This is a genomic window from Leucobacter sp. OLIS6 (assembly GCF_002752355.1).
Classification (GTDB): domain Bacteria; phylum Actinomycetota; class Actinomycetes; order Actinomycetales; family Microbacteriaceae; genus Leucobacter.
This window is the reverse complement of sequence record NZ_MRAV01000011.1, coordinates 224935-249826: the sequence shown is the minus strand read 5'-3', so window position 1 is coordinate 249826 and position 24892 is coordinate 224935. Positions and strand designations below refer to the sequence as shown.

At 70.3% G+C, this 24892-nt stretch carries 25 protein-coding genes; 11 read left to right on the top strand and 14 right to left on the bottom strand.

Going from position 1 to position 24892, the window contains the following annotated elements; genetic code table 11:
* Positions 1-34: 34 nt before the first annotated feature.
* The 4 genes from BMH31_RS07695 (at position 35) to BMH31_RS07680 (ending at position 2829) form a co-directional block, all read left to right on the top strand.
* The gene (locus tag BMH31_RS07695) at positions 35-430 is read left to right on the top strand and encodes a VOC family protein (RefSeq protein ID WP_099724669.1); all 396 of its coding nucleotides are present in this window, start codon (positions 35-37) and stop codon (positions 428-430) included.
* 89 nt (positions 431-519) lie between these two features.
* The gene (locus tag BMH31_RS07690) at positions 520-1776 is read left to right on the top strand and encodes an MFS transporter (protein ID WP_099724668.1); all 1257 of its coding nucleotides are present in this window, start codon (positions 520-522) and stop codon (positions 1774-1776) included.
* 20 nt (positions 1777-1796) lie between these two features.
* The gene (nucS, locus tag BMH31_RS07685) at positions 1797-2489 is read left to right on the top strand and encodes an endonuclease NucS (protein ID WP_099724667.1); all 693 of its coding nucleotides are present in this window, start codon (positions 1797-1799) and stop codon (positions 2487-2489) included.
* Positions 2490-2613: 124 nt separating this feature from the next.
* Positions 2614-2829 (top strand): hypothetical protein, encoded by a 216-nt coding sequence (locus tag BMH31_RS07680; protein WP_099724666.1) that lies wholly within the window; start codon positions 2614-2616, stop codon positions 2827-2829.
* Positions 2830-2852: 23 nt separating this feature from the next.
* Here BMH31_RS07680 and BMH31_RS07675 read toward each other — a convergent pair whose 3' ends face one another.
* The gene (locus BMH31_RS07675) at positions 2853-3362 is read right to left on the bottom strand and encodes a TetR family transcriptional regulator (protein ID WP_099724665.1); all 510 of its coding nucleotides are present in this window, start codon (positions 3360-3362) and stop codon (positions 2853-2855) included.
* Between the two features lie 122 nt (positions 3363-3484).
* On the opposite strand from BMH31_RS07675, the gene BMH31_RS07670 reads away from it, so the two are divergent.
* Genes BMH31_RS07670 through BMH31_RS07655 form a run of 4 tightly spaced genes read left to right on the top strand, consistent with a single transcriptional unit; the run spans position 3485 to position 6093 of the window.
* Positions 3485-4162 carry a biotin transporter BioY gene (locus tag BMH31_RS07670; protein WP_099724664.1) on the top strand — a complete coding sequence of 226 codons (678 nt, stop codon included), beginning with the start codon at positions 3485-3487 and terminating at the stop codon, positions 4160-4162.
* Positions 4159-4866: an ABC transporter ATP-binding protein gene (locus BMH31_RS07665; RefSeq protein ID WP_099724663.1), complete on the top strand. Its 708-nt coding sequence runs from the start codon at positions 4159-4161 to the stop codon at positions 4864-4866. Before BMH31_RS07670 ends, BMH31_RS07665 begins: the two co-directional genes overlap by 4 nt.
* Positions 4867-4870: 4 nt before the next feature.
* Positions 4871-5530, top strand: a complete 660-nt coding sequence (locus BMH31_RS07660) for an energy-coupling factor transporter transmembrane protein EcfT (RefSeq protein ID WP_099724662.1) — start codon at positions 4871-4873, stop codon at positions 5528-5530.
* A gap of 23 nt (positions 5531-5553) precedes the next feature.
* The gene (locus tag BMH31_RS07655; protein WP_099724661.1) at positions 5554-6093 is read left to right on the top strand and encodes an SseB family protein; all 540 of its coding nucleotides are present in this window, start codon (positions 5554-5556) and stop codon (positions 6091-6093) included.
* A gap of 112 nt (positions 6094-6205) precedes the next feature.
* On the opposite strand, the gene BMH31_RS07650 is transcribed toward BMH31_RS07655, so the two are convergent.
* The 7 genes from BMH31_RS07650 to pxpA form a co-directional block, all read right to left on the bottom strand.
* Positions 6206-6784, bottom strand: a complete 579-nt coding sequence (locus BMH31_RS07650) for a DUF308 domain-containing protein (protein ID WP_046456487.1) — start codon at positions 6782-6784, stop codon at positions 6206-6208.
* A 149-nt stretch (positions 6785-6933) separates the two neighbouring features.
* Complete coding sequence (locus BMH31_RS07645) at positions 6934-7128, bottom strand: tautomerase family protein (protein ID WP_099724660.1); 195 nt, start codon at positions 7126-7128, stop codon at positions 6934-6936.
* A gap of 9 nt (positions 7129-7137) precedes the next feature.
* Positions 7138-8103: a biotin-dependent carboxyltransferase family protein gene (locus tag BMH31_RS07640; protein ID WP_099724659.1), complete on the bottom strand. Its 966-nt coding sequence runs from the start codon at positions 8101-8103 to the stop codon at positions 7138-7140.
* Positions 8093-8986 (bottom strand): carboxyltransferase domain-containing protein, encoded by an 894-nt coding sequence (locus BMH31_RS07635; RefSeq protein ID WP_099724658.1) that lies wholly within the window; start codon positions 8984-8986, stop codon positions 8093-8095. Before BMH31_RS07635 ends, BMH31_RS07640 begins: the two co-directional genes overlap by 11 nt.
* On the bottom strand, positions 8983-10341 hold the full coding sequence (locus BMH31_RS07630) for an acetyl-CoA carboxylase biotin carboxylase subunit (RefSeq protein ID WP_099724657.1): 1359 nt from the start codon (positions 10339-10341) through the stop codon (positions 8983-8985). The genes BMH31_RS07635 and BMH31_RS07630 overlap by 4 nt, the downstream gene beginning before the upstream one ends.
* A gap of 47 nt (positions 10342-10388) precedes the next feature.
* On the bottom strand, positions 10389-10625 hold the full coding sequence (locus tag BMH31_RS07625) for an acetyl-CoA carboxylase (RefSeq protein ID WP_099724656.1): 237 nt from the start codon (positions 10623-10625) through the stop codon (positions 10389-10391).
* 91 nt (positions 10626-10716) lie between these two features.
* Positions 10717-11454: a 5-oxoprolinase subunit PxpA gene (gene pxpA, locus BMH31_RS07620; protein ID WP_241898192.1), complete on the bottom strand. Its 738-nt coding sequence runs from the start codon at positions 11452-11454 to the stop codon at positions 10717-10719.
* 94 nt (positions 11455-11548) lie between these two features.
* On the opposite strand from pxpA, the gene BMH31_RS07615 reads away from it, so the two are divergent.
* Positions 11549-13015, top strand: a complete 1467-nt coding sequence (locus BMH31_RS07615) for a PucR family transcriptional regulator ligand-binding domain-containing protein (RefSeq protein WP_158234900.1) — start codon at positions 11549-11551, stop codon at positions 13013-13015.
* 102 nt (positions 13016-13117) lie between these two features.
* Here the strand turns inward: BMH31_RS07615 and BMH31_RS07610 are convergent, their stop codons facing one another.
* From BMH31_RS07610 to BMH31_RS07600, 3 genes are all read right to left on the bottom strand, one after another.
* Positions 13118-14524, bottom strand: coding sequence for a permease (locus tag BMH31_RS07610; RefSeq protein ID WP_099724654.1), 1407 nt, complete (start codon positions 14522-14524; stop codon positions 13118-13120).
* 300 nt (positions 14525-14824) lie between these two features.
* Positions 14825-16822, bottom strand: a complete 1998-nt coding sequence (locus BMH31_RS07605; protein ID WP_099724653.1) for a hydantoinase B/oxoprolinase family protein — start codon at positions 16820-16822, stop codon at positions 14825-14827.
* Positions 16819-18861 (bottom strand): hydantoinase/oxoprolinase family protein, encoded by a 2043-nt coding sequence (locus BMH31_RS07600; RefSeq protein WP_099724652.1) that lies wholly within the window; start codon positions 18859-18861, stop codon positions 16819-16821. Before BMH31_RS07600 ends, BMH31_RS07605 begins: the two co-directional genes overlap by 4 nt.
* A gap of 194 nt (positions 18862-19055) precedes the next feature.
* Between BMH31_RS07600 and BMH31_RS07595 the strand changes: the two genes are divergently transcribed.
* A complete protein-coding gene (locus BMH31_RS07595; protein WP_099724651.1) occupies positions 19056-20270 on the top strand; it encodes a helix-turn-helix domain-containing protein in 1215 nt (404 codons plus the stop codon).
* Between the two features lie 121 nt (positions 20271-20391).
* Here BMH31_RS07595 and BMH31_RS07590 read toward each other — a convergent pair whose 3' ends face one another.
* The 3 genes from BMH31_RS07590 to BMH31_RS15340 all read right to left on the bottom strand — a co-directional run bounded on the left by BMH31_RS07590 (position 20392) and on the right by BMH31_RS15340 (position 22287).
* On the bottom strand, positions 20392-20799 hold the full coding sequence (locus tag BMH31_RS07590; RefSeq protein ID WP_099724650.1) for an acyl-CoA thioesterase: 408 nt from the start codon (positions 20797-20799) through the stop codon (positions 20392-20394).
* Positions 20800-20902: 103 nt separating this feature from the next.
* A complete protein-coding gene (locus BMH31_RS15345; protein ID WP_143469808.1) occupies positions 20903-21496 on the bottom strand; it encodes a hypothetical protein in 594 nt (197 codons plus the stop codon).
* A 188-nt stretch (positions 21497-21684) separates the two neighbouring features.
* The gene (locus BMH31_RS15340) at positions 21685-22287 is read right to left on the bottom strand and encodes an LPXTG cell wall anchor domain-containing protein (RefSeq protein ID WP_143469807.1); all 603 of its coding nucleotides are present in this window, start codon (positions 22285-22287) and stop codon (positions 21685-21687) included.
* On the opposite strand from BMH31_RS15340, the gene BMH31_RS07585 reads away from it, so the two are divergent.
* The gene (locus BMH31_RS07585; protein ID WP_099724649.1) at positions 22261-24813 is read left to right on the top strand and encodes a cell wall-binding repeat-containing protein; all 2553 of its coding nucleotides are present in this window, start codon (positions 22261-22263) and stop codon (positions 24811-24813) included. The two genes, BMH31_RS15340 and BMH31_RS07585, sit on opposite strands and share 27 nt — an antisense overlap.
* Positions 24814-24892 lie beyond the last annotated feature (79 nt).

The following is a 24892-nucleotide window of genomic DNA, read 5'->3' as shown; positions in this document are numbered from 1 at the left end:
TGCGCAGCACCCACCCCGAACGGCAGGAGCCCTCATGACCCTTCAGATCCGCCTCACCCAGGTCTTCGTCACCGACCAGGAGCGCGCCAAAGCCTTCTACACCGAGAAGCTCGGCTTCCTGCCGAAGCACGACATCCCCGTGGGCGACGCCCGATGGATCACCGTCGTCTCGGCGGCCGATCCCGAAGGGACCGAGCTCCTGCTCGAGCCGAACCAGCACCCGGCCGCCCAGGCGTACACCGCTGCACTCCTGGCCGACGGGATCCCCGCAGCGCAGTTCGCCGTCGAGGACGTGGCGGCCGAGCACGCGCGCCTCACCGCCCTCGGCGTGCGGTTCACCCAGGACCCCGCCGCCGCAGGCCCCGTCACCACGGCGGTGCTCGACGACACCTGCGGCAATCTCATCCAGCTCATGCACTACGCGGGCTAGTCCGGCAGGGGCGCACCCGACTAGCATCGGAAGACTGCCCGCCATAGGCCCTCCATGCCACCGGCGGCCCCGAACGCAGGAGTCCCGCCGTGTCCCAGACCGCACCGCACTACGCCCACTCACCCCGAGCGTGGGTCGGCGGCGTCCTCGCGATCTTCACGGTGTTCGGGCTCGGCTTCGGGTCCTGGCTGAGCCGGCTCCCCGCGACGCGCGACCACCTCGGTGCCAGCACGTTCGAGATGAGCCTCATCGGCCTCGGAATCGCCGCGGGCTCCGTCATCGGCCTCCTCATCTCGGGGCGCACTGTCACCTGGCTCGGACCGCGCCGCACGCTGACCGTCGGCGCGGTCGTGCAGGCCGTCGCGATGCCGCTCGCGACCGTGCTCTTCTGGACCGAGTCGATCGTGCCGGGCGTCATCTGCCTCTTCATCTACGGGTTCGCGTTCAGCACCTCCGACGTGGCCATGAACGTGAGCGGGGCCGCCGCCGAACGCGCGCTCGGCCGCCCGCGCATGCCCGCCCTGCACGCCGGCTTCAGCCTCGGCAGCGTCAGCGCCATGGGCCTCGGCGCGCTCGCCGAGAAGCTCGGCATCCCCGTGCCCGTGCACGTGTCGATCATCTTCGCGCTCGTGCTCGTCGTCGCACTCGTCGCGGTGCGGTTCGTGCCGCACGACGAGCACGCTGCGCTGCGCGCCACCGAGCCGGTGACCGCGGCATCGGCGGTCACGGGATCCATCCCCGTCATCCCCGCGAACGCCGCCGCCGAGCCCGCGCCGCGCCGCAGCCCGTGGCGCGACCCGAGGATCCTCCTCATCGGTCTCATCACCCTGAGCATGAGCCTCGCCGAGGGCGTCGCCGCCGACTGGATGCCCCTCGGGCTCGTCGACGGCCGCGGCATCGCCAACGCGACGGGCACCCTGGTGCTCGGTGTCTTCTTCGTGTGCATGACCACGACCCGCTTCGCCGGCGCGGCGCTCCTCACCCGTTTCGGCCGGGTCCCCGTGCTCCGCGGCGGCGCGCTGCTCTGCACCGTCGGCGTGATCATCGTGATCCTCGCGCCCGCCGTCTGGGCCTCCGTCATCGGCGCGGCCCTCTGGGGAATCGGTTGCGCGCTCGGCTTCCCCGTCGGCATGTCGGCCGCGGCCGACCGTCCGGCGACCGCTGTGCGGGACGTCGCGACCGTGTCGGCGATCGCCTACACGGCATTCCTGCTCGGGCCGATGATGATCGGGTTCCTCGGCGAGCACTTCGGTCTGCTGCAGGCGTTCTGGCCGCTCGCCGCGATCGTGCTGCTCTCGGGCCTCGTCGCCTCCGCCGCGCGCGAACCCCGCGCGGCCGACCGGTGATCGACGGGTAGGCTGTTCCGGTGCGAATCGTGGTTGCTGACTGCTCTGTTGACTATGCCGGGCGACTCTCGGCGCACCTGCCGCGCGCGACGCGCGTGCTCATGCTGAAGGGCGACGGTTCGATCCTCGTGCACTCCGACGGCGGCTCCTACAAGCCGCTCAACTGGATGAGCCCGCCCTGCTCGCTCGAGCAGCTCGAACTCGACGACGAGCGCCGCGACGCCGGCATCGTCGAGCAGTGGCAGGTCGTGCACAAGAAGACCGCCGACAAGCTCGTCGTCTCGCTGTTCGAGATCATCCACGACTCGAGCCACGACCTGGGTGTCGACCCCGGCCTCATCAAGGACGGTGTCGAGGCGCACCTGCAGGAGCTGCTCGCCGATCAGATCGAGCTCCTCGGCGACGGTCACACGCTGGTCCGTCGCGAGTACATGACGGCGATCGGCCCGGTCGACATCCTCGCGCGCGACGAGGCGGGCGCCTCGGTCGCGGTCGAGATCAAGCGGCGGGGCGAGATCGACGGCGTCGAGCAGCTCACCCGTTACCTCGAGCTCATGAACCGCGACCCCGTGCTGGCCCCCGTGCAGGGCGTGTTCGCGGCTCAGGAGATCAAGCCGCAGGCCCGTACCCTCGCCGAGGATCGCGGGATCCGATGCCTCGTGCTCGACTACGACGCGATGCGCGGTATGGAGGACCAGAACACGCTGTTCTGACCGCTCAACCGATCCGGACATCGAGGTTGCAGTTGTCCATGGAATAGCGGTCTATTCCGCGCACAACTGCAACCTCGACCGAGGGCTTGGACATGGACTCGCGCCAAGCTCCTAGGCTGGACGCATGACTGTCTTCGCTGGAATCCTGCTGCTCATCAACGCGCTCTACAACGCCGTCGTCTGGCCCCGGTTCTGGAAGCGCGTCAGTCAGGATCCCCGCGCTCGCGACGCGCAGGGCAAGGCGACGAAGTTCCTCACCGTGCACGCCGTGCTGATCGGCATCGCGCTCGTCATCGCCGCGGTCTCGGCCGTGGCCGGGATCCTGCTGCTCGCGCAGTAGCGGCGCCTCGGCCCGCGCCGCGCTCAGTCCGCGCGCACCCCGTCGAGGATGATTCCGACGCCGCGGGCGAACGAGGCGTCGAGCTCGACCGGCGATGGCCCGTCGGCGAGCACGCCGAGCTCGCGCGCCTGCAGCTGGGTCTGCGTCGACTGGGCATGGCCGAAGACGTAGAGCAGCAGCGTGCGCGCGCCGTCCTCGCCGAGGAGCTCGCCGAGCCGGGCCTCGACCGCCGACGCGCCGAGGCGGAAGGCCGACGCGGTCGCGACCACGTCGGCGCCGTCGCGGATCCCGAGCAGCGCTCGCCGCAGGTCCGCGCAGATTCCGGCGGGGTTCTCGCTGCCGAGGTCGACCGTTCCGACGATCTCGTCGGCCATGAGCGCGAGCAGGGTCTGCTTGTCGGCGACGTGGTGATAGAGCGCGCTCGGCTGCACGTCGAGCTCCGCGGCGACCCGCCGCATGGAGCAGAACTCGAGCCCCTGCGCGTCGAGCACGCGCAGGGCGGCGGCGACGACGTCGGAGCGGGAGTTGCGCATGCCCGAATGCTACATGCCGACACCTGAACACCGTTCAGGTAAGGTGAACACTGTTCAGGTGCCACCGCGGCACCGACGGCGGCGCGCACGGCACCGCCGCGAACCGTAGGATCGGAGCCGAGATGACCCAGCCCGCACCGCAGCCCGAGGCCGCGCGCACCGCACCCGAGACGCGCGAGCGCGCGCAGTCGCGCCGTCGCGGCAGCACCGCGACCGACCTGGCCCTCATCGCCGGCTTCGCCGCGATCATCGCCGCCTGCGCGCTGCTCCCCGCGATCCCGATCGGTCCCGTCCCGATCACGCTCCAGACCTTCGCCGTGATGCTCGCGGGCGCCGTGCTCGGCGCGCGCCGCGGCTTCCTCGCCGTGCTCCTCTACCTCGCGCTGGGCGCGATCGGCCTCCCCGTGTTCTCGGGCGGCGCCGCGGGCCTCGGCGTGTTCGCGGGCCCGACCGTCGGCTACCTCGTCGCGTTCCCCTTCGCCGCGTTCCTCACCGGCTTCATCGTCGAGCGGCTCCCCCGGCGCAGCATCGCGACGAGCATTCCCCTGATCCTGCTCGCGGGCCTCGTCTCGAGCTTCGTCTTCATCCACCCGCTCGGGATCCTCGGCCTCACGCTCCGCGTCCCCATGGCGCTCGACCAGGCGTTCGCCACCGACCTCGTGTTCTGGCCCGGCGACGTGATCAAGAACCTCCTGATGGCCGCCGTCGCCACCGGCGTGCACCGCGCGTTCCCCGACCTGCTGCCCCGCCGCGCCCGCCGCACGGCGAGCACGACGACCCCCGCACCCGCCGCACCGTGATCGAGTTCGACGGCGCCGAGGTCGCACTGGATCCGGACCGGACCGGCGACGAGCCGGTCCGGATCCTGCACCCGCTCGACCTCGTGCTCGCCGAGCGCCGCATCGCCGTGATCGGGCCCAACGGCTCGGGCAAGTCGACGCTCGCGAGGCTCGTCAACGGGCTCGTGCTCCCCACCGCGGGCGCGGTGCGGGTGCACGATGCCGCCGGCTCGCCGCTCGACACGATCGACGACGGGGCGCAGGTCCGCCGCCGCGTCGGTTTCGTCTTCACCCAGCCGGCCGCGCAGCTCGTCATGCCGACCGTGCTCGAAGACGTGGCGCTCTCGCTGCGCCGCGAACACCGCAGGCGGGCCGAACGCGACGCCGCCGCGCTCGCGGTGCTGGAGCGCTTCGGCCTCGCGGCGCTCGCCGACCGCAGCGTGCACACGCTCTCGGGCGGCCAGCAGCAGCTCCTCGCGATCGCGAGCGTGCTCGCCGCCGGCCCCGGGATCCTCGTCGCCGACGAGCCGACCACCCTGCTCGATCTGCGCAACGCGCGCCGCATCGGCGAGCTGCTCCTCGGGCTGGATCAGCAGCTCGTCGTCGCCACCCACGACCTCGAGCTCGCGGCGCAGTGCGACCGCGCCCTGCTCGTCGAGGGCGGACGCGTGGTCGCCGACGGCGACCCCGCCGACGTGATCGCGCGCTACCGGGCGACGGTGTGAGACCGTGACCCGACGACGCGGCCTCCGCGCTCCCGCCGGCTCCCCCATCGGGAGCTACGTGCCCGGCAGCGGCCCCCTCCACCGGCTCTCCCCGGGGGTCAAACTGCTCGCGCTCGCCGTCTTCGCGGTGGGCATCGTCGCGACGCAGCAGGCCCTCGCCCCGACCCCGGCGCTCGTCTGCGGCCTCGCCGCGCTCGCCCTGGGCCTCCTCGCTGCGGTGATCGCAGGCCTGCGGGGGCGCCGACTCCTCCGGGTGGCGCTGGGCTTCGCCGTGGTGGGCGTGCTCGTCTTCGCATTCCAGGCGTGGCAGCACGGCCCGATCCGGGCGCTCACCGTGACGAGCGGGCTGTTCGCGCTCGTCATCGCCGCGTCGGCCATCACCGCGTCCACCCGGGCGGAGGAGATGGTCGACGCGATCACCCGCGGCCTGCGGCCATTCCGCCGCTTCGCCGTGGATCCCGATCGGGTCGGGCTCGCGTTCTCGCTCGCGTTCCGCGCCCTGCCGGAGGCGTTCCGTATCGCGGCCGAGTCGCGCGACGCCGCGCGTGCGCGCGGGCTCTCGCGGAACCCGCGCGCCTACGCGACCCCGCTCGTGATCCGCATGGTGGCCCACGCCCGTGCCACCGGAGCCGCGATGCAGGCCCGCGGGCTCGGCGACGATTGATCGGCGAACGTAGAATCGAGGGCATGGCCGACGCCCCGAACCCCGACTCGCAGACCCCCGAGGCCCCCGAGGAGACATCCGCAGACCCGCGGGTTCCCGAGGGCCTCACCGCCGACTACGAGAACACCGGGGCCCGCGAAGCGCTCGATGCGCTGCAGGCGACGCCCGACTACGAGCGCCTCGCCGCGTTCCTCTCGGCGCTGCGCGAGGGGTACCTGGTCGCCGATGTGACCGGGCAGGTCGGCGGCGCGAAGGGCTCGAAGAAGCAGAAGCGCAGCGGCACCCGGATCCGCACCATCCGCTCGACCAAGGGCCAGCTCGTGCTGCCGCTCTTCACCTCGATGGCCGAGCTGCGCACCGCCGTGCCGAAGGGCTCGAACGGCGAGGCGGCGAAGGGCGCGGTCATGCCGGCGCTGGGCGCGCTGAACCTGATCCGCTCCGACCGCTTCGTGGCCGCCGAGTTCGACGCGGGCACCGCGAAGCTCGTCGTGCTCCGCAAGTACATCGAGCTGGCGCTCTCGGAGACCCCGATCGACGCGGCCGCGCTCGAGGGGATGCGGTAGGCGGGGCAGCCCCCGAACGCGCAGAAGGAGATTCGGGCTCGGGCGGAGGCTCCCTCAGGGGATCTCCGTCCGAGCCCGAATCTCCTTCTCAGCGCGGAGGGGCTGCGAGCGGTTACTCCGCTTCGACCGCCTTGACCTTGAAGGCGCGCACGATCTGGATGATGCCGAGGATCACGAGCGAGACGCCGCCGAAGATCCACAGGTAGACCGCGCCCCAGATCGGGGTGAGCATGAGCGAGAAACCGGCGAGGATGCTGATGATCGCGAAGATGATCGTCCAGGCGCTGTTGCCGCTCTTCTTCAGCGTGCTCAGGGCGAAGATGCCCTCGAACAGCCACATGATGCCGATCGCGATCGCCGCGAACAGGGCGAGGAACGCGGCCGAGGCGGCGAGGTTCGCCATCACGACGATGCCGGCGATCACGTAGAGGATGCCGAGCACGATGTTGCCGGTGCGCGACCAGCCGCTCAGCGTCTTCGAGAAGATCGCCGTGCCGAGCGACACCACGCCGGCGCCGACCATGTAGACCGCGAGGATCACGGCGGTGACCTGCAGGGCGATCGCGCCCGACTTGAGCGGGTTGACGAGGATCAGGATTCCGACGATCAGCGCGATCAGGCCGCCGAGACCGAAGATGACGCGGATCGCGTCGACCGCGTGCCGCTCGGTGGAGGTTTCGGGGGTGGACATGGAGTCTCCTTTGCAGCGGGAAGCCGACGCCTGTGCGGCACCGGACCTGCCCCCATTGTGTCTGAGGATCTCACCGGGAGGGAGAGCCCCCGCCGAAAAGCGTCGGGCCGGCCGCGAGAGCGGCCGGCCCGACGCGACGTGCGGAGCGGTCAGCGGACCTCGCCGTTGAAGGTCCACTGCGTGCGCGGGACCCCCTCGACGGTCACCCAGGTGTCGGGGCGCGCCCCGTTCGCGGGAGTGCAGTGCTCGGCGACGACCTCGTCGATCGCGACCGCGAGACGGCGGGCGAGCTCGGGATCCTCCTGGAGCCGGTGCTCGAACAGTTTGACGGTGACCAGTGGCATGCGTTCCTCCTACGCCCAGACTCGTTCGATGCGGGAGCGCCGCTCGGCGCGCGCCGCGAGCGCCTGCTCCATCGTCACGGGTGCGAAGCGCACCGTGACCCCCGGCGCCATCCGGGCGAACAGGTCCATGTCGGCGCTGATGACGGTTCCGGCCTGGGCGTAGCCGCCGCCCGAGACCGCGTCGCAGTGCAGCACGATCGGCTGCGTGCCGCCCGGGATCTGGATCGATCCGACGGCGTAGCCCGCGTCGGTGATGTTCGACGGATCCTGTCCGGCGCCGAACGGCTGCTCCTCGGCCTTCCAGGGCGCACCCGGGCCGTCGAAGCGGAGGCCCATGCGGTCCGCGACCGGGGTGAGGGTCCACTCCGCCTCGGTGAGGTTGGCGAGCCCCTCCGCGGTGAGCTTGTGGTCGTAGAGCCCCAGCAGCACCCGCACCTCGACCTGGCGCTCGTAGCTCGGCAGCCAGGCGTCGGGGATCCGATCGAGCACCGCGCGATCGCTCGGCGCGGGGGCGCCGACCGGCAGCCGGTCCCCGGCCTGCAGCGCGCGCCCTTCGAAGCCGCCCAGCTTGCCGATCGGGTAGGTGGAGCGCGAGCCGAGCACCTCGGGCACGTCGATCCCGCCCGCCACCGCGATGAAGTACTTGGTGCCGCCGCGGATCATGCCGAACGACAGCTGATCGCCTGCGGAGAGCGAGAGGCGGACGTTCTGCTCGGCGGGCGCGCCGTTCACGAGCACGTCGACCGGTGCGCCGGTGACCGCGACGACGACGTCCTCGTCGGTCGTGAGCGTCGGCCCGAGGTAGGTCGCCTCGAGCACCGCCGAGTCGGGCCCGTTGCCGACGAGCCGGTTCGCGAGGGTCGCGGCGTACTGATCCATCGCGCCGCCCTGGGGGATCCCGAAGCGGTAGTAGCCGAAGCGGCCGCGATCCTGCACGGTGGTCGCGAGGCCGGGGGTCTGAATCTCAAGCGGCATCGAGGGCCTCCAGGAGCGCACGGTTGGAGGCCTCGGGGTCGGCGAGCGCCTCGGAGAGGGAGAAGGTGACCGGGGCCTGGCGGTAGCGGTAGCTCCCGTCGGCGACGGCGGCTTCGATCTCGCGGTACTCGGCCTCGTCGACGGGGCGGTACTTGACGATGTCGCCCGTGCGGAACAGCACCATGAAGTCGCTGAAATCGGCGAGCCGCTGCTCGGGATCGAAGATGGGGGTCGGCGTGATCCCGAGCATCTGGTAGCCGCCCGCGCCGCGCACCGAGTAGTGCGCGGTGAAGCAGCCGCCGATGCCGAGCGTGAGCGGCGGGGTGTCGGTTCGGGGGCTCAGGTACTTGGGCACCTGGAGCTGCCGCTCCCGCGGGGTCAGCTGGAACAGGAACGGGAGGCCCGCGACGAAGCCGACCATCGACACGAGCCACGGGGTCTCGTGGTGCCGGCGGATGAACTCGTCCGCGTCGGCGAGCCCGTTCACCTCGGCCGCGTAGTCGAGGTCGGTGCCGTCGGGGCGCTGGTGGAACCCCTCGCGGAACCGGGTCTCGGTCTCGCGGGTGTAGGGATCCGCGTACCAGACGGGCACCTCGATCACCCGGGTCGGCAGCTCCTGCACCGTCGCCCGGCGCACCTCGCCCTCGAGGGCGCGGAGCCGCTCGATGAGCTCGGTGTGCGCGAGCCGGTCGGGGTCGAAGCGGACGAGCAGCGAGGCGTTCGCGGGGCAGATGTCGATGACGCCGTCGAGCCGCTGATCCTCGAGCCCGTGCGCCATGGTGTTGGCGACGAAGTTCGCCTCGAGCGACATGTCGGGGGCGATCTCGACGAGCAGGAACTCGTCGCCGCCCCAGCTGTACCGGGCCTGTTCGGGCAGGGTCATGATGCGCTTCCCTCCAGCAGTCCGCTCACCGATTCGATGTAGGTCGTGTGGTGCGTCGCCGCTGCGAAGTCGTCGAGCGCGACGAGCCGGCGCATGAGCGGCACGGTCGACTTGATCCCGCTGATCTCGACCTCGTCGAGCGCGCGAGCGGCGCGTGCGAGCGCCTGCTCCCGGTCCGGCGCCCAGACGATCAGCTTGCCGAGCAGCGAGTCGTAGAACGGGACCACGGTCTGCCCGGCCGAGAAGCCGAAGTCGGCGCGCACGCCCGGGCCGCCCGAGAGGTCGAGCTGCTCGATCCGGCCGGGGCTCGGCATGAAGTTGTTCTCGGGATCCTCGGCGTTGATCCGGAACTCGAAGGCGTGGCCCTCGAACGAGATGTCGTCCTGGGTGTACCCGAGCTTCTCGCCCGAGGCGATGCGCAGCTGCTCGCGCACCAGGTCGATCCCGGTGATCGCCTCGCTGATCGGGTGCTCGACCTGCAGGCGGGTGTTCATCTCGATGAACGCGACCTCCTGGCGCTGCGGGTCGTACAGGAACTCGATGGTCCCGGCGCCCACGTAGGCGGACTGCCGCGCGAGCTCGACCGAGGTGTCGCGCATCCGCTGCCGCAGCTCGTCAGGCAGTCCGGGCGCGGGGGCCTCCTCGATCACCTTCTGCTGCCGCCGCTGCATCGAGCAGTCGCGGTCGCCGAGGTGCACCCAGGTCTCGCCGTCGCCGAAGACCTGCACCTCGACGTGGCGGGCCGCCGTGACGAAGCGCTCGAAGTAGACCTCGCGGGAGTTGAAGGCGGCGAGCGCCTCGGCCTGCGCGACCTCGACGGTGCTGCGCACCTCCGCGCGCGAGGCGATGCGGCGGATGCCTCGCCCGCCGCCGCCGGCCGATGCCTTGACCACCAGGGGGTAGCCGATCCCGTCGGCGATCGCTTCGATGTCGCCGTCGGTGTCGAGCGCGCCGTCGGTGCCGGCGAGCACGGGCACGCCCGCCTCGATGGCCGCCTGACGGGCACGGGATTTGTCGCCCATGAGCTCGATGGCCTCGGGGGTCGGCCCGACCCAGGTGAGGCCGGCGTCGCGCACCCGGCGCGCGAAGACCGCGTTCTCCGAGAGGAAGCCGTAGCCGGGATGGATCGCGTCGGCGCCGGTCTCGGCGGCGGCCGCGAGGATCGCGTCGTGGTTGAGGTAGCTGAGGCCGGCCGGCGCCGGCCCGATCACCACCGACTCGTCAGCCAGGCGCTCGGCGTTGGAGCCGCGATCCCCCTCGCTCACGACCGCGACGGTCGCGATCCCCATCTCCCGCGCGGTCCGGATGATCCGGACCGCGATCTCGCCACGGTTGGCGATCAACAGCTTCTTCACTCGTCGCTCCTTCGGTGCTGCTCTGCGTCTGCGTTCGGCGGGCCGGCTCAGTCGATCGTCGCGATGACGTCGCCGGGGCCGACCATTCCGTTGTCCTCGGGACCGAAGGAGGTGACCGTGCCGGCGGCCTCCGCGCGGATCTCGGTGAACTGCTTCATGATCTCGATGACGCCGATGGTCTGGCCGGCCTCGACCGCGTCGCCGACCTCGACGAACGCGGGCTTGTCGGGGGCGGGGCGGCGGTAGAAGATTCCCGGGATCGGGGCGATGATCTGAGTGCTCATGAGGCTGTGCGGTCTCTTTCTCTGCTCGGTGGGTGTTGCGGGCCGCGTCGATGCGGCGGGCCGGCGACTGGTGTTCGGTGGGTGGGGCGTGTCAGAGCGACGCGAGGGCCTCGCGCACGGCGCGGGCGACCTCGACGGCGTTCGGGGTGTCGGAGTGGACGCAGATGCTGCCGAAGCTCATGGGGATGTCGGTCCCGTCCTCGGCGGCGACGACGCCCTCGAGCACCGCGCGGCGCGTGCGCTCCGCGGCGGCCGCGGGGTCGGTCGCGTGCGGTTGGCGGAGGATGATGAGCCCGCCGTCGGCGTCGTAGTCGAGGTCGACGTAGAGCTCGCCGACGAACTCGACCCCCTCGCGCTCGGCGACCCGCTGGTGGGCGGACCCGGCGATGCCGAAGACCGGCACCCCGTAGTCCCGCGCCACGCGCACCGCGCCCAGCATCAGTTCCTCGTCGCGGGCGAGCATGCCGTAGAGCGAGCCGTGCGGCTTGATGTGGTTGAGGGGCAGGTCGTGCCCGCGCAGGAATCCGGTGAGCGCACCGACCTGGTAGCGGATCAGGTTCTCGACCTCCGCAGGGCTCAGCTTCATCTCGCGACGCCCGAAGCCGACGAGGTCGGGCAGGCCGGGGTGGGCGCCGACGCGGACCCCGTGCTGCTTCGCGAGCGCCACGGTCGCCTCCATGACCGTGGGATCGCCGGCGTGGAACCCGCAGGCGACGTTCGCGACGTCGATGATCGGCATGAGCGCCGGGTCGTTGCCGAAGGTGTGGAGACCGAAGGCCTCACCCATGTCCGAGTTCACGAGAGCGATGTCACGACGTTGTGTGGTCATGCGGACCAAGCTACGCGGAGCGCCCGGAGCGTGGTTATTATGCAACTGCACGAATGTCCCTGCGAATTTCAGGCAGATGCGAGAGGCCGAAGCGATGCGCGTTTCCGATCTGATCATCGAGCACAGCCTGCAGCTGCGCCTCGAGACCCCCACCGGCCCGAAGCGGCTCGCGCAGGAGATCACGCGCTGCGCGCCGACCGAGCACCTCGACCCGACCCCGTTCCTCGACCCCAACGTGCTGCTCCTCACCGCTGGGATCGGCATGAACTTCTCGGAGCAGAGCATCTGGGACGGCTACGTCGAGCGCCTCGCCCGGGTCCCGGTCGCCGCACTCGGCTTCGCGGTCGGGATCGCGCACGCGGAACTCCCCCGTGGTCTCGTCGAGGCGTGCGCGAGCCACGACCTGCCCCTGCTCGAAGTGCCGGCGTCGGTGCCGCTGCTCAAGATCGACCAGTACGTGGAGGGCATGCTCGAGGCCGAGCAGATCGCCCGCTACGACCGCGGATGGTCGCTCGCCGACGAGTGCGCCAGGCTCGCGAGCCGCGGTGCCGAGGTCGCGACCCTGCTCGCGGCGATCTACGCCGCGCTCGAACTGCCGGTCGCCGTCTACGACGCCTTCGACTCGCTGATCGCGCAGTACCCCGAGAGCATCACCTGGCGCGAGGGGAAGAGCCGCGCGGCCCAGCCCGACGTGCTCGCGATGCCCCTCCCGATGGGGCTCAGCCAGCCCTGCCGACTGGCGGTGCGTCTCTACGGCTCGGCGTCCGAGATCGAGGCGCTGCTCGCGCCCGTCAGCTCGATCCTCGCCCTCCAGCTGAATCGATCGGTGGCGGTCGACGCCAACAGCCACCACGACATGCAGCGCTTCGTGAACCGGTGCATCGCCTGGTCGGAGGCCACGCGCAGCGACGTCGCGGACGCCTTCCACGAGCTCGGCCTGAGTCGCCGGGCCGAGACTTCGCTCGTCGTCGCGGACCTGCGCGGCGAGCACGCCGCCGCCGCGTGGAAGCTCCGGATCGCGCTTCACGACGCGTTCAACGACGTCCGCGTGACCGAGATCGACGACCGGCTCATCGCCCTCGCGCAGTTCCCCCGGGACGAACCCCTGCGCTTCACCGAGCGGCTCGAGCAGCTGCAGCCGAACCTGCCGCTCGTGTTCCGGCCGCCGACCCGCACCATCGACGAGCTGCGGATCGCGCTCGTGCACGCGCTCGACCTCGTGCGCCACGTGGAGCACCCCGTGACCGCGCCCGCACTGGGCCTCGGCGCCGTCGTCGCGGCCGCCGCCGGGCGCGGCGCGCGCGAGTCCGCGGAACGGTTCCTCGCCCCGCTCCTGGAGCACGACGAGCAGCGCACCACCGAGCTGCTTCCGACGCTGCGGGTCTGGCTGCGCAACGACGCCCAGCCCTCGCGCACCTGCGAGGAGCTGTTCATCCACCGCAACTCGCTGAGCTACCGGCTGCGCCGCATCGAGCAGCTGCTCGGGCTCCCCCTCGACACCCTCGACGGCAAGGCGACCTGCCTGCTCGCCCTCCGGTTGGTGGATCTCGAGCCGTACTAGGTCGCGCCGGCGCGGGCAGCCCCGCGGACGGAAGCGCGAGGCACCCGTCATCCTGCGCGACGGAGGAGTCGCAGGATGACGGGTGCCTGACGAGCGGGGCGATCAGCGCGAGGCGCCCGCTCCCACGACGGGGATGAGGCCGGTGCGGCTGGTGGGGCGCACCCGCCACAGCAGGGCGTAGACCACCGCGGCCGACACCGCCGTGAGGATCGGACCCCAGGTGGACCCGACTCCGGCCAGCGCCGGGTCGAACGTGCCGAGCTGGAGCATGATCAGGCCGATCACGGTGCCCACGATCCACGAGATGAGGCCGTTGCTGTTGAAGGCCCGGTAGTGCCGGTCGCCGATCGCCGCGTGCTCCTGGTGCCGTCCGCCGTCGAGCAGCACGTGGGTGAGCGCGATCGCGACCCAGGCAGTCACGAGCACACCCTGCCAGGCGAGGGCGAGCAGCAGGTACTGCACGATGGGCAGCAGCATGAGCAGGAAGATGATCACCGACGAGATGAGCACCCACGCGATGTTCGGCAGCCGCAGTCGCAGCACCCGCTCGCCGAACGCCCGGAGGTTCGCCGCGCCCAGGTAGTAGTTCGCCGTGTTGATGCGGGTCTGCGAGGCGATGATCACGATGAGGCCGAAGATCCCCATCAGGTTCACGATGCCGCCGGCGACGCCGGTCTCGGACACCTCCATACCGGGGATCGTGAAGGTGAGGAAGATGCCGACGAACGCCGAGAAGCCGTAGGCGAGCACGTAGAACAGCGGTCCGAAGGTGAAGCGCTGGTGGAACTTCACATCCTTGCGCTTGCCGAGGGCGGCGTAGTCCATGGTGAACATCATCATGATCCAGATGCCCATGTAGCCGGCGAAGGTCGCGAGCCAGCCGGGACCGCCCGACACGAAGGGCAGCTCGACCTTCGGCGCGTGGGTGAGCCAGGCGTCGCCGAAGCCGTACACGGCGCCCGCCCAGATGACCGCGGCGATCAGGCCGAAGAAGTACAGCGGCATGAGCCAGCCGTTGAGCTTGTCGAGGAAGCGGCGCACGCCGCCGATGATGAGCGGCGTCGAGTAGACGACCACCACGAGGCTCCACAGCCACATCGGGCCGCCGAACGCCGCCATGAGCGCGTAGGCCACGATCGATCCCTCGAACACGGCGTAGTAGATCGCGACGAGGGCGAAGATGATCGTCGCGATCGAGGATCCTGCGGTGCCGAGGATCGTGCGCGAGAACTGCGCGACCGTCGTGCGGTTGTTGATGGCGTACTTCGACAGCACGGCATTGATGGCGCCGTAGACGATGATCGTCAGGACGATGCCGATGATCGCGTTCGCGGTGCCGTAGGCGGCGGCCATGGCGGCGCCGATGTAGACGAAGAAGAACGCGCTCGCGACGCCGTACCAGGCCAGCGCGAGCGAGCCGCGGCTCATCTGATCGTCGTCGTTGCCCTCGCGGGCGAGTGCGTCGGTCGCTTCGACATCGTCGTTGCTCCCGGTGAGGTTCAGGCTCACGGTTCATACCTCCATTGGTATTCGGGTGCGCCGTTTCTGCGCAGGCCGACGCGTCGCTGCGCGGCCGCCGCATCGCGGCAGGGTTCTTCGCCGGCGGACCGTGCCGCGTCGAAGTCGGGAGGACGGGACCCTCGGGGCCCGGTCTCGCGCGACACCCTCAATCGTGGGGTGGCGCGAAGCGTGCGAATACTGTGCAGATGCCGGAAGAATCCGGATCATTTCGGGCAACTGCACCGTTCCGGGGAACGGAGTGGGGTCGGGGCCCGGCGCTGAGGGATCGCCGGGCCCCGACGTGCGGGGTCAGGCTCCCCAGTGCGCGGCGGAGCGGCGCTGCATCTGCTCGCGGTGCTGGCGGGTGGTCTCGGCGAACAGCTCGCCGGTGCCCCAGTCGAGGACGACGCCGTGGCGGCGGATCACATCGAGCAGGTCGAGTTCGCCCGAGCGGTACCGCTCGGCGATCGACTCGGCGTCGGCTTCGAGCCAGTCGGCCCGGTTGGCCCGGATCCAGGCGCGCTGGGTCGCGGTGGCCTCGCGGTCGATCTCGTAGCGGTCGAGCTCGGGATCGACCGGCAGGATCACGACGCCGTAGTCGGCGGCAGCGCGCTCGATCGACACGTAGTCGTCGATCACGTCCTCGAGCACCTCCTCCGGGGTGCGCTGCAGCGGATCGCCGAACCCGCCGCCGCCCGCCGAGGGCCGGTAGAAAGTGTCGCCCGGCTGCACCGGCACCGACGAGAAGATGGAGCCGAGGAATCGCTCGCTGTCGGTGTCGCGGTTGAGCCAGACGCCGTGCGGGATCGAGGGCAGGCCGCCCTCGATGCCCCAGGTGATCGAGCGCGCGCGGTCGCAGCAGTAGCTCATGACCGAGGCGTCGGCGTCGGTGAGCATGCCGCCCTTCTCGACGCCGCAGCCGCCGCGGAACCGGCCGGGGCCGCCCGAGTCCGTGCCGATCTGGTGCATCGTCGTGAGCACGGGCGTGAGCCGCTCCTGCCCTTCGCAGGCCTGCACGGCGAGGCCGACGCCGAACACGGGCGCGGTGGCGCTCGAGCCGTCCTTCGAGGAGCGGCCGCCCCAGCCGCCGGCCATCCAGTCGTACCACATGAAGTACGGGTTCTCCTCGCGCCGGGCGTCGCGCCCGCCGACGAGCAGGTACTCGAGGTTGAACGCGCAGGCCATGGCCCGCTCGGGCATGATCTGCGACCAGATCTCGAAGATCCCGTTCATGAGCTTCTCGTACGGGCCCGAGCAGAATCCGGTGACCGCGTAGGGCCAGCCGGCGTTCACGACGGTCCCCTCCGGCCCGATGTCGGCCGTGACGGCGGCGTAGAAGCCGGAGTTGAGCGGCACATCGGGGAAGAAGGTCTTGGTGCCCGCGTAGATCGCCGAGAAGGTGGTGCCGTAGCCCGAATTGAGGAACGTGTCGACGACTTCGGCGCTCCCCTCAAGGTCGTAGTGGATCCCCTCGCCGTCCAGGGTCATGACGATCTTCACGGGCACGAGGCCCTCGGGCTTGCCCGGGTCGAGGTCGAGGTAGTCGACGGTCTCCCAGCGGCCGCGCGGGAGCTCCTCGAGGCGACGGCGCACGGTGCGCTCGACGTAGTCCTGCGTCTCCTGCATCGCGAGCTCGACGGTCTCGGTGCCGTACCGTTCGACGAGCCGCAGCACCTCGCGCTCGCACACCGCGGTCGCCTCGGACTGCGCGTGCAGGTCGCCGAGCGCCTGCTCGGGCGCCCGGGTGTTGGCGACGAGCAGCTGCGCCACGTCGTGCAGGAACTTGCCCTGCGACCAGACGCGGATCGGTGTGATGCGCAGGCCCTCGCCGAAGTGCTCGGCCGCCGAGACGTCGAAGGATCCGGGCACCTTGCCGCCGATGTCGGCCCAGTGGCCCTTGTTCTGCGCGAACGCGATGATCCGGCCGTCCGAGAAGACGGGCCGCACGAACGACACGTCGTTGAAGTGGGTGCCGCCCCGGTAGGGGTCGTTGATGGCGAAGACGTCGCCGGGGTGGATGTCGTCGCCGAACTCCTCGATCACCGCCTTCGCCTGGAAGTGGAGCGTGCCGACGTGCACCGCGATGTCGCCGGATCCCTGCATGACCGTATTGCCGTGCTTGTCGCAGAGCGCCGACGAGAAGTCGCGCGAGTAGATGACGAAGGAGTAGCAGGTGCGGAGGATCTGCTCGCTCATGAGGTCGACGCTCGTCGCGAAGGCGTTCTTCAGCACCTCGAACGTGACGGGGTCGAGCGCGGTCCGGCGCGCCTCGCCGGCGCGGGTCTCGGGTGCGGTGGTGATGCTCATCGGGTGACCTCCTCGAGGTGGATGCGGATGTTGAGCCACTCGTCGATCTCGGCGCGGGTGTGCGGCGGGACCACCGTCGTGGAGTCGAGCTGGTTCACGATCGCGGGGCCGGCGAACGCGGTGCCCGCGGCGAGCGCGTCGCGGTCGTAGACGGGGGTGTCGATCCAGCCGTCACCGCCGAAGTAAACGGGGCGGCGCTCGGCGGGCGCCCCGGGCGCCTGCGGGACGGGCTCGGTCGGGCGGAACGACGGCTTCGGGATCTTGCCGACCGCGCCGAGGTGCAGCTGGTAGACCTCGACGGGGGCGTCGTCCTGGCGGAACGCGAACTCGCGCTCGTACTGCTCGTGGAAGGTGCGCACCGCCCGGGCGATGGCGCCGGGGCCCGTGCCCATGGGCACCTGGAGCGAGCGCCACTGGCCCTGGTAGCGCATCGAGATCTTGCGCTGCAGGATCGCGTCCTCGCTCGCGACGCCCTCGTGCCGAAGCCGGGCGGAGGCCTCGGTCTCGAGCTCGACGAAGGCCTGCTCGATCCCCTCCTCGTCGGCGCCGGATGCGAGGCCGGTGTACATCTGGGCGAAGTCGTGCTGGATGTCGACCAGCAGGCAGCCCATGGCCGAGGTGACGCCGGGGCTCGGGGGCACCACGACGGTCGGGATCCCGAGCTCGCGGGCGACGTCCGCGCCGTGCAGGGCGCCCGCGCCGCCGAAGGCGAGCAGGGCGAAGTCGCGGGGGTCGTAGCCGCGGCGGATCGAGACGAGGCGGACGGCGTCGGCCATGTTGGCGTTCGCGACCGAGACGATGGCCTGGGCGGCCTCCTCGAGCCCCATGCCGAGCGGCTCGGCGATGACCCGGCCGATCGCCTGCTCGGAGAGCGAGCGGTCGAGCTGCTTCACGCCGCCCGCGAGCGAGGTGCCGAGCCGGCCGAGCACGACGTTCGCGTCGGTGTTGGTCGGCTGGTCGCCGCCGGTGCCGTAGCAGGCGGGCCCGGGATCGGCGCCGGCGGACTGCGGACCGTTGCGCAGGGATCCCGCGATATCGATGTGGGCGAGGGATCCTCCGCCCGCACCGATGGTGAGCACCTCGATGGACGGGAAGATGATGGGGTGGCCGTACTCGACCTGCCACTCCTGCGAGACCCGCAGCTCGCCGTCGGCGACGAGCGCGATGTCGGTGGAGGTACCGCCCATGTCGAGGCTCACGGCGTTGTCGTAGCCGCACTGCTGGGCGATGTGCTTGGCCGAGATCGCGCCGGCGGCGATGCCGGAGGCGGCGAGCCGCACGGGGAACTTCTCGACGAGCCGCGGGGTCATGGATCCGCCGCCCGAGTGGAGCAGGAGCAGGTCTCCCGCATAGCCGCCATCGCGGAGCCGCTCGGCGAGGCGGTTCACGTACCCCGAGACGAGGGGTGCGAGCACGGCGTTCGCGACGGCCGTGTTGAAGCGGGGGTACTCGAAGATCTCGGGCAGCACCTCGGCGGAGGTCGAGACGGTCGCGTCGGGGATCGTCTCCTCGAGGATCTCGCGCATGCGGGTCTCGTGCGCGGCGTTGGCGTAGGAGTTCAGGAAGCAGACGGCGATGGTCTTGACCCCGCGGCGGCGCAGCAGCTCGGCGAGCTCGCGCGCCTCGCTCTCGTCGAGCGGGGTGATGGTGCTGCCGTTGTAGTCGATGCGCTCGGTGACCTCGAAGCGGTCCCTGCGGCGGATGTAGGGCTCCGAGACGTCGTTGTAGGCGTCCCAGAGGTCGTCCTTGGTGCCGTCGCGGATCTCGAGCACGTCGCGGAATCCGCGGGTGGTGACGAGGGCGGCCGCCGGGAAGTTGCGGGTGATGAGCGCGTTCGTCGCGACGGTGGTGCCGTGCGAGAAGAGCGCGACGTCGCCGAGGTCGATCTCGCCCCGCTCGACCCCGTTCATCACGGCGATCATCGGATCGCCGGGCGTCGACGGCACCTTGGTCACTCGCATCTGCTGGGTCTCGTCGTCGAAGATGCAGACGTCGGTGAACGTCCCTCCGACGTCGACCGCGACACGGACACTGCTCATGGGCTTCCTCCTGAAGTTCGTCGTTGAGTTCCGGATGCATCCCACCTTCGTGGGGCGCAGCACCGAGGTCACTGGAGAATGCGCAGCATTCCACGCAACGCATTGTGGATTCTCCAAATTCTGGCGAAGATGAGGGGGCGAATCCTCTCGTTCGCACAAACCGTACTTCCGAACCGCACGATCGGAGGCCGAACATGGACGTTCCGGCACCGCCGCCGCTGTCCGAGACCGAGCGCCTAGCGGCCTCGCTCGACATCACCAACGCGCTGCTGTCGGCGATCTCGACGACCGATCCGCTGCCCGCGCTGGTCTCCCGCATCAGCGCGCTCTGCCACGGCACGGCGATCGTCTACGACTTCGAGGGATCGGTCGTCGCGAGCACGGGCGAGGCCCCGATCCAGCTCATCTGGAATGAGATCGCGCAGACCAACCGCCGCGAGCTCGACGTCCCGATCGGGCGCTGGCGCGTGCTCACCCGACGCGTCTCGCTGCGCGACAGCGTGCACGTCATCGCGCTCGCGAGCCGCACCCCCGAGACCCTCGTCCGCCTCGGCGAGATCCTGCTCGACACCTCGGAGCGGCTGCTCGGTGCGGTGCACGGCATCCAGTACGGCGCGAGCCGACGCGACCGGCGCGATAACGAGCAGCTGCTCGCGAGCCTGCACGACGGCGTGCTCCCCGCCCGCGAGCATCGGTTCTGGGCCCGGCTCGCCCAGTTCCGCTTCCCCGCCTACGCACCGGTCCGCGCGCTCGAGCTCGCGCCGTTCGACGGCCCCTCGGCGACCGAGGCGCACCTGGACCACCTGGCGCAGCGCGCCCGCGCCGAGGAACTCCCCCTGCTCGTCATGCTGCGCCGTGCCGACGCCGATGCGCCGGCGACCCTCGCCGCGCTGGTACCCGAGAGCGAGGCGAGCGCACGCTGGATCGACTCGCTCACCCGCACCCTGCTCGTCGGCGCATCGGCACCGTTCGCGGAACTGACGCGCGTGGCCGACAGCGCGCGCGAGGCGGAGACCGCGCTCGGCATCGCCCGGCGCTGGGCCGCCTCCGCCGGGGCCCCGTCGCTCCTGGAACCCACCCGCATGGATCGCATCGACCTCGCGACCTGGGTGCTGGCGCACGTCGACCCGCGCCAGCTGGAGCAGCGCACCGCGGCGGCGCTGGACCCGATCCGTTCGCCGCAGCTGCGCGAGACCCTGGCCGTCTACCTGGCCGCCGAGCAGAGCATCGCGCGCACCGCCGAGCACCTGTTCGTGCACCCGAACACGGTCCGCTACCGGCTGGGACGCATCGAGGCGGCGGTCGGGGCGCCCATCGCTTCGGCGTTCGCCGTCACCAATCTCACCCTGGCGTTGCACGCCGACCTCATCGGGCGCCGCGCCTCCGGGCCGACGCCGGCCCCGGGCTGAGTCGCCGCCCGGGCTGGATCGTGTCGTGCTGAATCTCGTCGAGTGGCGGCAAACGCGCCCTTCCTCGGCCGATTCGGCCGGTTTGACGCCACTCGATGGCGGTGTCGGCCGGTTCGAGCCCCTAACCGATCCGGGCGCGCAGGCGCTCGGTCCCGGTGGTGGCCTCAGTGCGGCCGTGCGCGAGCGGCAGCCCCTCGCGGTCGACCGCGACGAACACGATCCGCTCGAGCGTCAGCACCTCGGCGCCGGTGACCGCGTTCTCGACGCGGCAGCTCAGCGTGATGGAGGTGCGCCCGAACGCGAACACCCGGTACTCGAGTTCGAGCAGGTCGCCGCGGTCGGCCCGGGCCGAGAAGTCAATCGCCGACATGTGGCGCGTGACCACGTCGACGGTGCCGAGCTGCGTGACGGCGACGATCGCGGCCTCCTCGTCGACCCACTGCAGCAGCCGGCCGCCGAAGAGCGCGCCGTGCTGGTTGAGGTCCTCGGGCTTGACCCACTTGCGCACGACGTGCCGGTACTCGCTCATGCCCTCACCCTACGGGGAGCCGGCCGCGAACGGGGCATGCGGGCGGGCCCGCGACGGGCTTCGAATCGTCGGCGCAGCCCCGGTGCGGTGCTCGTCTCCGAGCTCAGCCGCGCGCCCGCCGGTACCCGCACAGCAGCAGCCCGGCTCCGACCCCGGTGGCCGCGATCGCGGTGATCGTGACCGCGGTGGAGGGAGTCGCGCCGGTTTCCGCCAGCTCAGCAGGCGTATTCGCGGGAGCGCCTGCTCCAGGTGTGGGAGTGGCGGAGCTAGCTGTGCCGCGGCTGTCACTCGCGGGCGTCCCACCCGTTCCGGCACCGTTCGTATCACTGGATGCGTTCGCAGAGGAGTTCGCAGACGCGCCGGCCGCCGCAGCGCTCCTGCTGTCCGCGTTCGAGGTCGGTGCGTCACCGAGCACCGTGAATACTTGCTTCTGGACCCCGTGTTCAAAATAGGCGTCGTTCAAGGCGCAAGCCCAAGTGAGCTTGTGTCCACCTGGTAACGCGTCAGACGGAAGAGAGACTTCAGCGCCGAAGGTACCGTCATCCGTTGTGATATCTAGCTCGAAGTAGAACGACTTCTCCGATGTCTCGGGGTACACGCCAATAAACAAGCTGGTTCCGGGTTGACCATAGAACCGGCACTCGCCGATCACCCGAACCTTTTCCCCGGGATGCGCCTCCATCGGCGTGACCGTCACGTCACCGATGACGTCCGCGTCCTTCTGCCCCGATGCAGGGAGCGGAGTTTCAGTTGGTTCCGGGGTCGGTGTCGACTCGGCCGCGGGGGTCTCGGACGCGTCAGAGACCGCGAACCCGGGGGCCGCGGGGACCAGACCGAAGACCGCAAGCAGGGCGGTCCCGGCAAGCACTCTCACGGGTGTTGGCCTCACGACTCTGCGCTCACTTTCCTGTGCCGGCGCAGCAACAACCCTGCACCAAGGGCGGCACTCGCGAGCGCCGTGACCGCGATCGTTTCGGAGGGACTCATGCCGGTGTCCGCGAGCTCAGCAGGCGTATTCGCGGGAGCAACCGCTGCAGGTGCGCGATCTGCGGAGTTCGTGGGGTCTGCGGTGTCGCGACCGCTGCTCTCGGAATCGTTCCCGCTTCCGCCACTGTTCGCGTCGCTTGACGTGCTAGCGGAAACCGCCGCACTGGCTGTGGTGGCGCTTGCGCTGTCTACCTCAGCGGTGGGCGGATCGCCCAGAACCGTGAATATCAAATCCTTGGGGCCGGTCTCGAAGAATGCATCGTTCAGCGCACAAGCCCAACTCAGTTTGTGCACTCCGGGTGGCGTGTCGAGCGGGAGGGAGACTTCAACGTCGAAGGTGCCTTTATCCGTGACGATCTCGGGGCCGAAGTCAAATGAGTTCCCCACGGCATCCGCCCAGATTCCGATGCTGAGGCTGGTTCCAGGCTGGCCATAGAACCGACACTCCCCACTCACCCTGACTTTCTCCCCGGGATGCGCCTCCATCGGGGTGACCGTCACATCGCCGATGACGTCCGCAACTTTCTGCCTCGAAGCAGGGGACGGCGCCATGGTCGCGTCTACCGGCTCGAACGCGGGGGCCTCGTGCGCGTCAGAGACGACGAACCCTGGGGTCGTTGGCGCAAGGCCGAAGACCGCGAGCAGGGCAGCCGCGGCAAGCGCTCTCGAGGGCGCAGGCTTCAAGGAAAACAGATTCACGGTTACATGTTACCTGATACCGTGATCTTGAAACTCGTATCCCCCTCCCCGAAGGACGCTGTCCCTGTGCGAATAACACGAAAACTCATCGGCCCGGCGCTCGTGCTTGGCCTCACCCTGCCACTCACGCTCACCACCGTCGAAGCGGCACACGCGAATCCCACGGACGAGACCGGGGCCTGGTTCACGACCGAAGTGCCACCGACCGGGGTCGGCACCGGCACCAGTACCGACAAAAATGGCGTGACGCGGAGCCGGTTCGTCGCGCTCGACGCGGACGCCGCGGTCCGCGCGGTCATCTCCAGTGCATCGCTGGCGCGGGCGAAGCCCGGGGAACGGATCGTCGTGCCGAAGCAGGGCGACCTCCGGCTCGGCCTCTTCGACGGCGAAACGCTGGAGGTCACCGTGGCCGAGGTCGCGGTGACGCTCGACGCGGAAGCACTCTCGAGTGCCGCCCCAACAATTGAGGTGATCGGCCACACGGCGAACGAGAACGGGGTCGTGGCCTCGAGCTCCTTCACCTTCGTCCCCGACCAGAACGGGCACTATTCCCTCCACGGGAATGTCACGCCCGGTGACGGAGTCTCGGTCGCGATCTCACCGGCCGGCGGGCGCGCGGCGCGTTTGGACGAGATCGACGCGGATCTCCTGCCGATGCGTGCGGGACAAGACGTGACAGCCTCGGAAGCCGCGACCGCGACTCCGCCGACGACGATTCCGACCCCGAAAACAACCCCTACCGTCATCGACCTGCTCGTCGGCTACTCGGACTCCCTGCCCGGCGGTGACGTGCGGGCGGACGTGCAACAGCAGGTCACCCGCACGAACGAAGCGTTCGTGAACTCCGGCATCAACACCCGCCTCAACCTCGTCGCCGCGATCCCCTCCACTTACAGCCAAAACGGACGAGCCCTGGGAACTGTCACCAGACAGCTCATGGATGGTTGGGGAGTGTTCTCGGAATTGCATTCCCGACGTGATGCGGTGGGCGCCGACCTGGTCATGATGATCGTGCCCGACGCGGTCGGGGCCTGGGGATGGGGCAACATCCCGCCCAGAAGCGGGTACGACGGGAATGCGTTCAGCGTGGTCGCGTACGACACGATCGATCACGAGCTCACCTTCACGCACGAAATCGGGCACAACCTCGGCGGGAACCACGATCGGACCCAGTCGGGTAAGGAAGCCCTCCTGAACTACCCGTATCCGTTCAGCCACGGACACCTCATCAACGGCGTCGTACGCGACCTCATGAGCTACGAGCGCAGCTGCACAGATGGCTGCCCGGCCACTCCGCAGTTCTCCAACCCCGGCATCGATTTCATCGGCCACCCCGGGAAGCCCTCCGGCACCGGCACAGAGAACAACGCCCTCAGCATCAACCTCATCGCCCCGCACGCCGCGTCCTACCGGGACCGCCGCGACGTCATCCGCGTCGCGGGCGCGAACCGATACGCAACCGCAGCGAAGGCGTCCCAGCACCGCTTCACGAACCCGGCGAACGTCAAAACCGTGGTCGTCGCCCCCGGTCTGGACTTCCCCGACGCGCTCTCCGGCGCACCCCTCGCGGCGAAGCTCGCCGGTCCGCTGCTCCTGACCGCGCCGACAGCCCTGCCCGCTGAGACCCGGGCGGAGATCACCCGGCTGAAGCCCACGAAAATTCTCGTGCTCGGCGGCACCGGCGTCGTCTCCGCAAGCGTGGAAAGCACGCTCAAGACCCTCACCGCCTCGGGCGGAAGCGTGACGCGCCTGTCCGGCGCCGACCGGTATGCGACCTCGCTCGCGATCGCGAAACACGGCTGGCCGACCGCACCCACCGTGTTCGTGGCGACCGGACTCGACTACCCGGACGCGCTCTCCGCAGGATCCGCGGCCGGAAAGCTGGGCGCGCCCGTCGTCCTTGTTCCCGGCACCGCGGCTGCACTCCCCACCGCGACGAAGACCTACCTGGCGGAGGGCACGAAGCACGCATACATCGCCGGAGGGAAGACGATCGTGTCGACCGGGATCGAGACGAACCTCAAGGCATACGGTCCAGTGACTCGGTACGCGGCGTCCGACCGGTTCGGCACCTCGGCGCTGATCGCGAAAGCCCACCACACCGTGGGCGGCAGCATCTACCTCGCGAACGGCCTGAACTTCCCCGATGCGCTCTCGGGCGCCGCGATCGCGGGACAGGAAGGCGCACCGCTCATGCTCGCGCGCCAGAACTGCGTCCTGCCGGAGGTGAACGAGGTGCAGTCAGTTGTGAAGCCTTCGAAGCTGGTGCTGCTGGGCGGGGTCACCCTGCTGGCGAACACGGTCGCGGACGGCACAACCTGCGGCTGAAACCCGCTGCCTCTGAACACCTCGGCTCGCGCGGCAGTCCCCGTTCTGAGGTCGCACGCCTCCGGTGGGTGCAGTGTTC

Coding starts and splice junctions, on each gene's coding strand:
- BMH31_RS07695 (WP_099724669.1), top strand. CDS start 35: ATGACCCTTCAGATCCGCCTCACCCAGGTCTTCGTCACCGACCAGGAG.
- BMH31_RS07680 (WP_099724666.1), top strand. CDS start 2,614: ATGACTGTCTTCGCTGGAATCCTGCTGCTCATCAACGCGCTCTACAAC.
- BMH31_RS07675 (WP_099724665.1), bottom strand. CDS start 3,362: ATGCGCAACTCCCGCTCCGACGTCGTCGCCGCCGCCCTGCGCGTGCTC.
- BMH31_RS07670 (WP_099724664.1), top strand. CDS start 3,485: ATGACCCAGCCCGCACCGCAGCCCGAGGCCGCGCGCACCGCACCCGAG.
- BMH31_RS07655 (WP_099724661.1), top strand. CDS start 5,554: ATGGCCGACGCCCCGAACCCCGACTCGCAGACCCCCGAGGCCCCCGAG.
- BMH31_RS07650 (WP_046456487.1), bottom strand. CDS start 6,784: ATGTCCACCCCCGAAACCTCCACCGAGCGGCACGCGGTCGACGCGATC.
- BMH31_RS07645 (WP_099724660.1), bottom strand. CDS start 7,128: ATGCCACTGGTCACCGTCAAACTGTTCGAGCACCGGCTCCAGGAGGAT.
- BMH31_RS07640 (WP_099724659.1), bottom strand. CDS start 8,103: ATGCCGCTTGAGATTCAGACCCCCGGCCTCGCGACCACCGTGCAGGAT.
- BMH31_RS07635 (WP_099724658.1), bottom strand. CDS start 8,986: ATGACCCTGCCCGAACAGGCCCGGTACAGCTGGGGCGGCGACGAGTTC.
- BMH31_RS07625 (WP_099724656.1), bottom strand. CDS start 10,625: ATGAGCACTCAGATCATCGCCCCGATCCCGGGAATCTTCTACCGCCGC.
- pxpA (WP_241898192.1), bottom strand. CDS start 11,454: ATGACCACACAACGTCGTGACATCGCTCTCGTGAACTCGGACATGGGT.
- BMH31_RS07615 (WP_158234900.1), top strand. CDS start 11,549: ATGCGCGTTTCCGATCTGATCATCGAGCACAGCCTGCAGCTGCGCCTC.
- BMH31_RS07605 (WP_099724653.1), bottom strand. CDS start 16,822: ATGAGCATCACCACCGCACCCGAGACCCGCGCCGGCGAGGCGCGCCGG.
- BMH31_RS07600 (WP_099724652.1), bottom strand. CDS start 18,861: ATGAGCAGTGTCCGTGTCGCGGTCGACGTCGGAGGGACGTTCACCGAC.
- BMH31_RS07595 (WP_099724651.1), top strand. CDS start 19,056: ATGGACGTTCCGGCACCGCCGCCGCTGTCCGAGACCGAGCGCCTAGCG.
- BMH31_RS07590 (WP_099724650.1), bottom strand. CDS start 20,799: ATGAGCGAGTACCGGCACGTCGTGCGCAAGTGGGTCAAGCCCGAGGAC.
- BMH31_RS07585 (WP_099724649.1), top strand. CDS start 22,261: ATGCGCCTCCATCGGGGTGACCGTCACATCGCCGATGACGTCCGCAAC.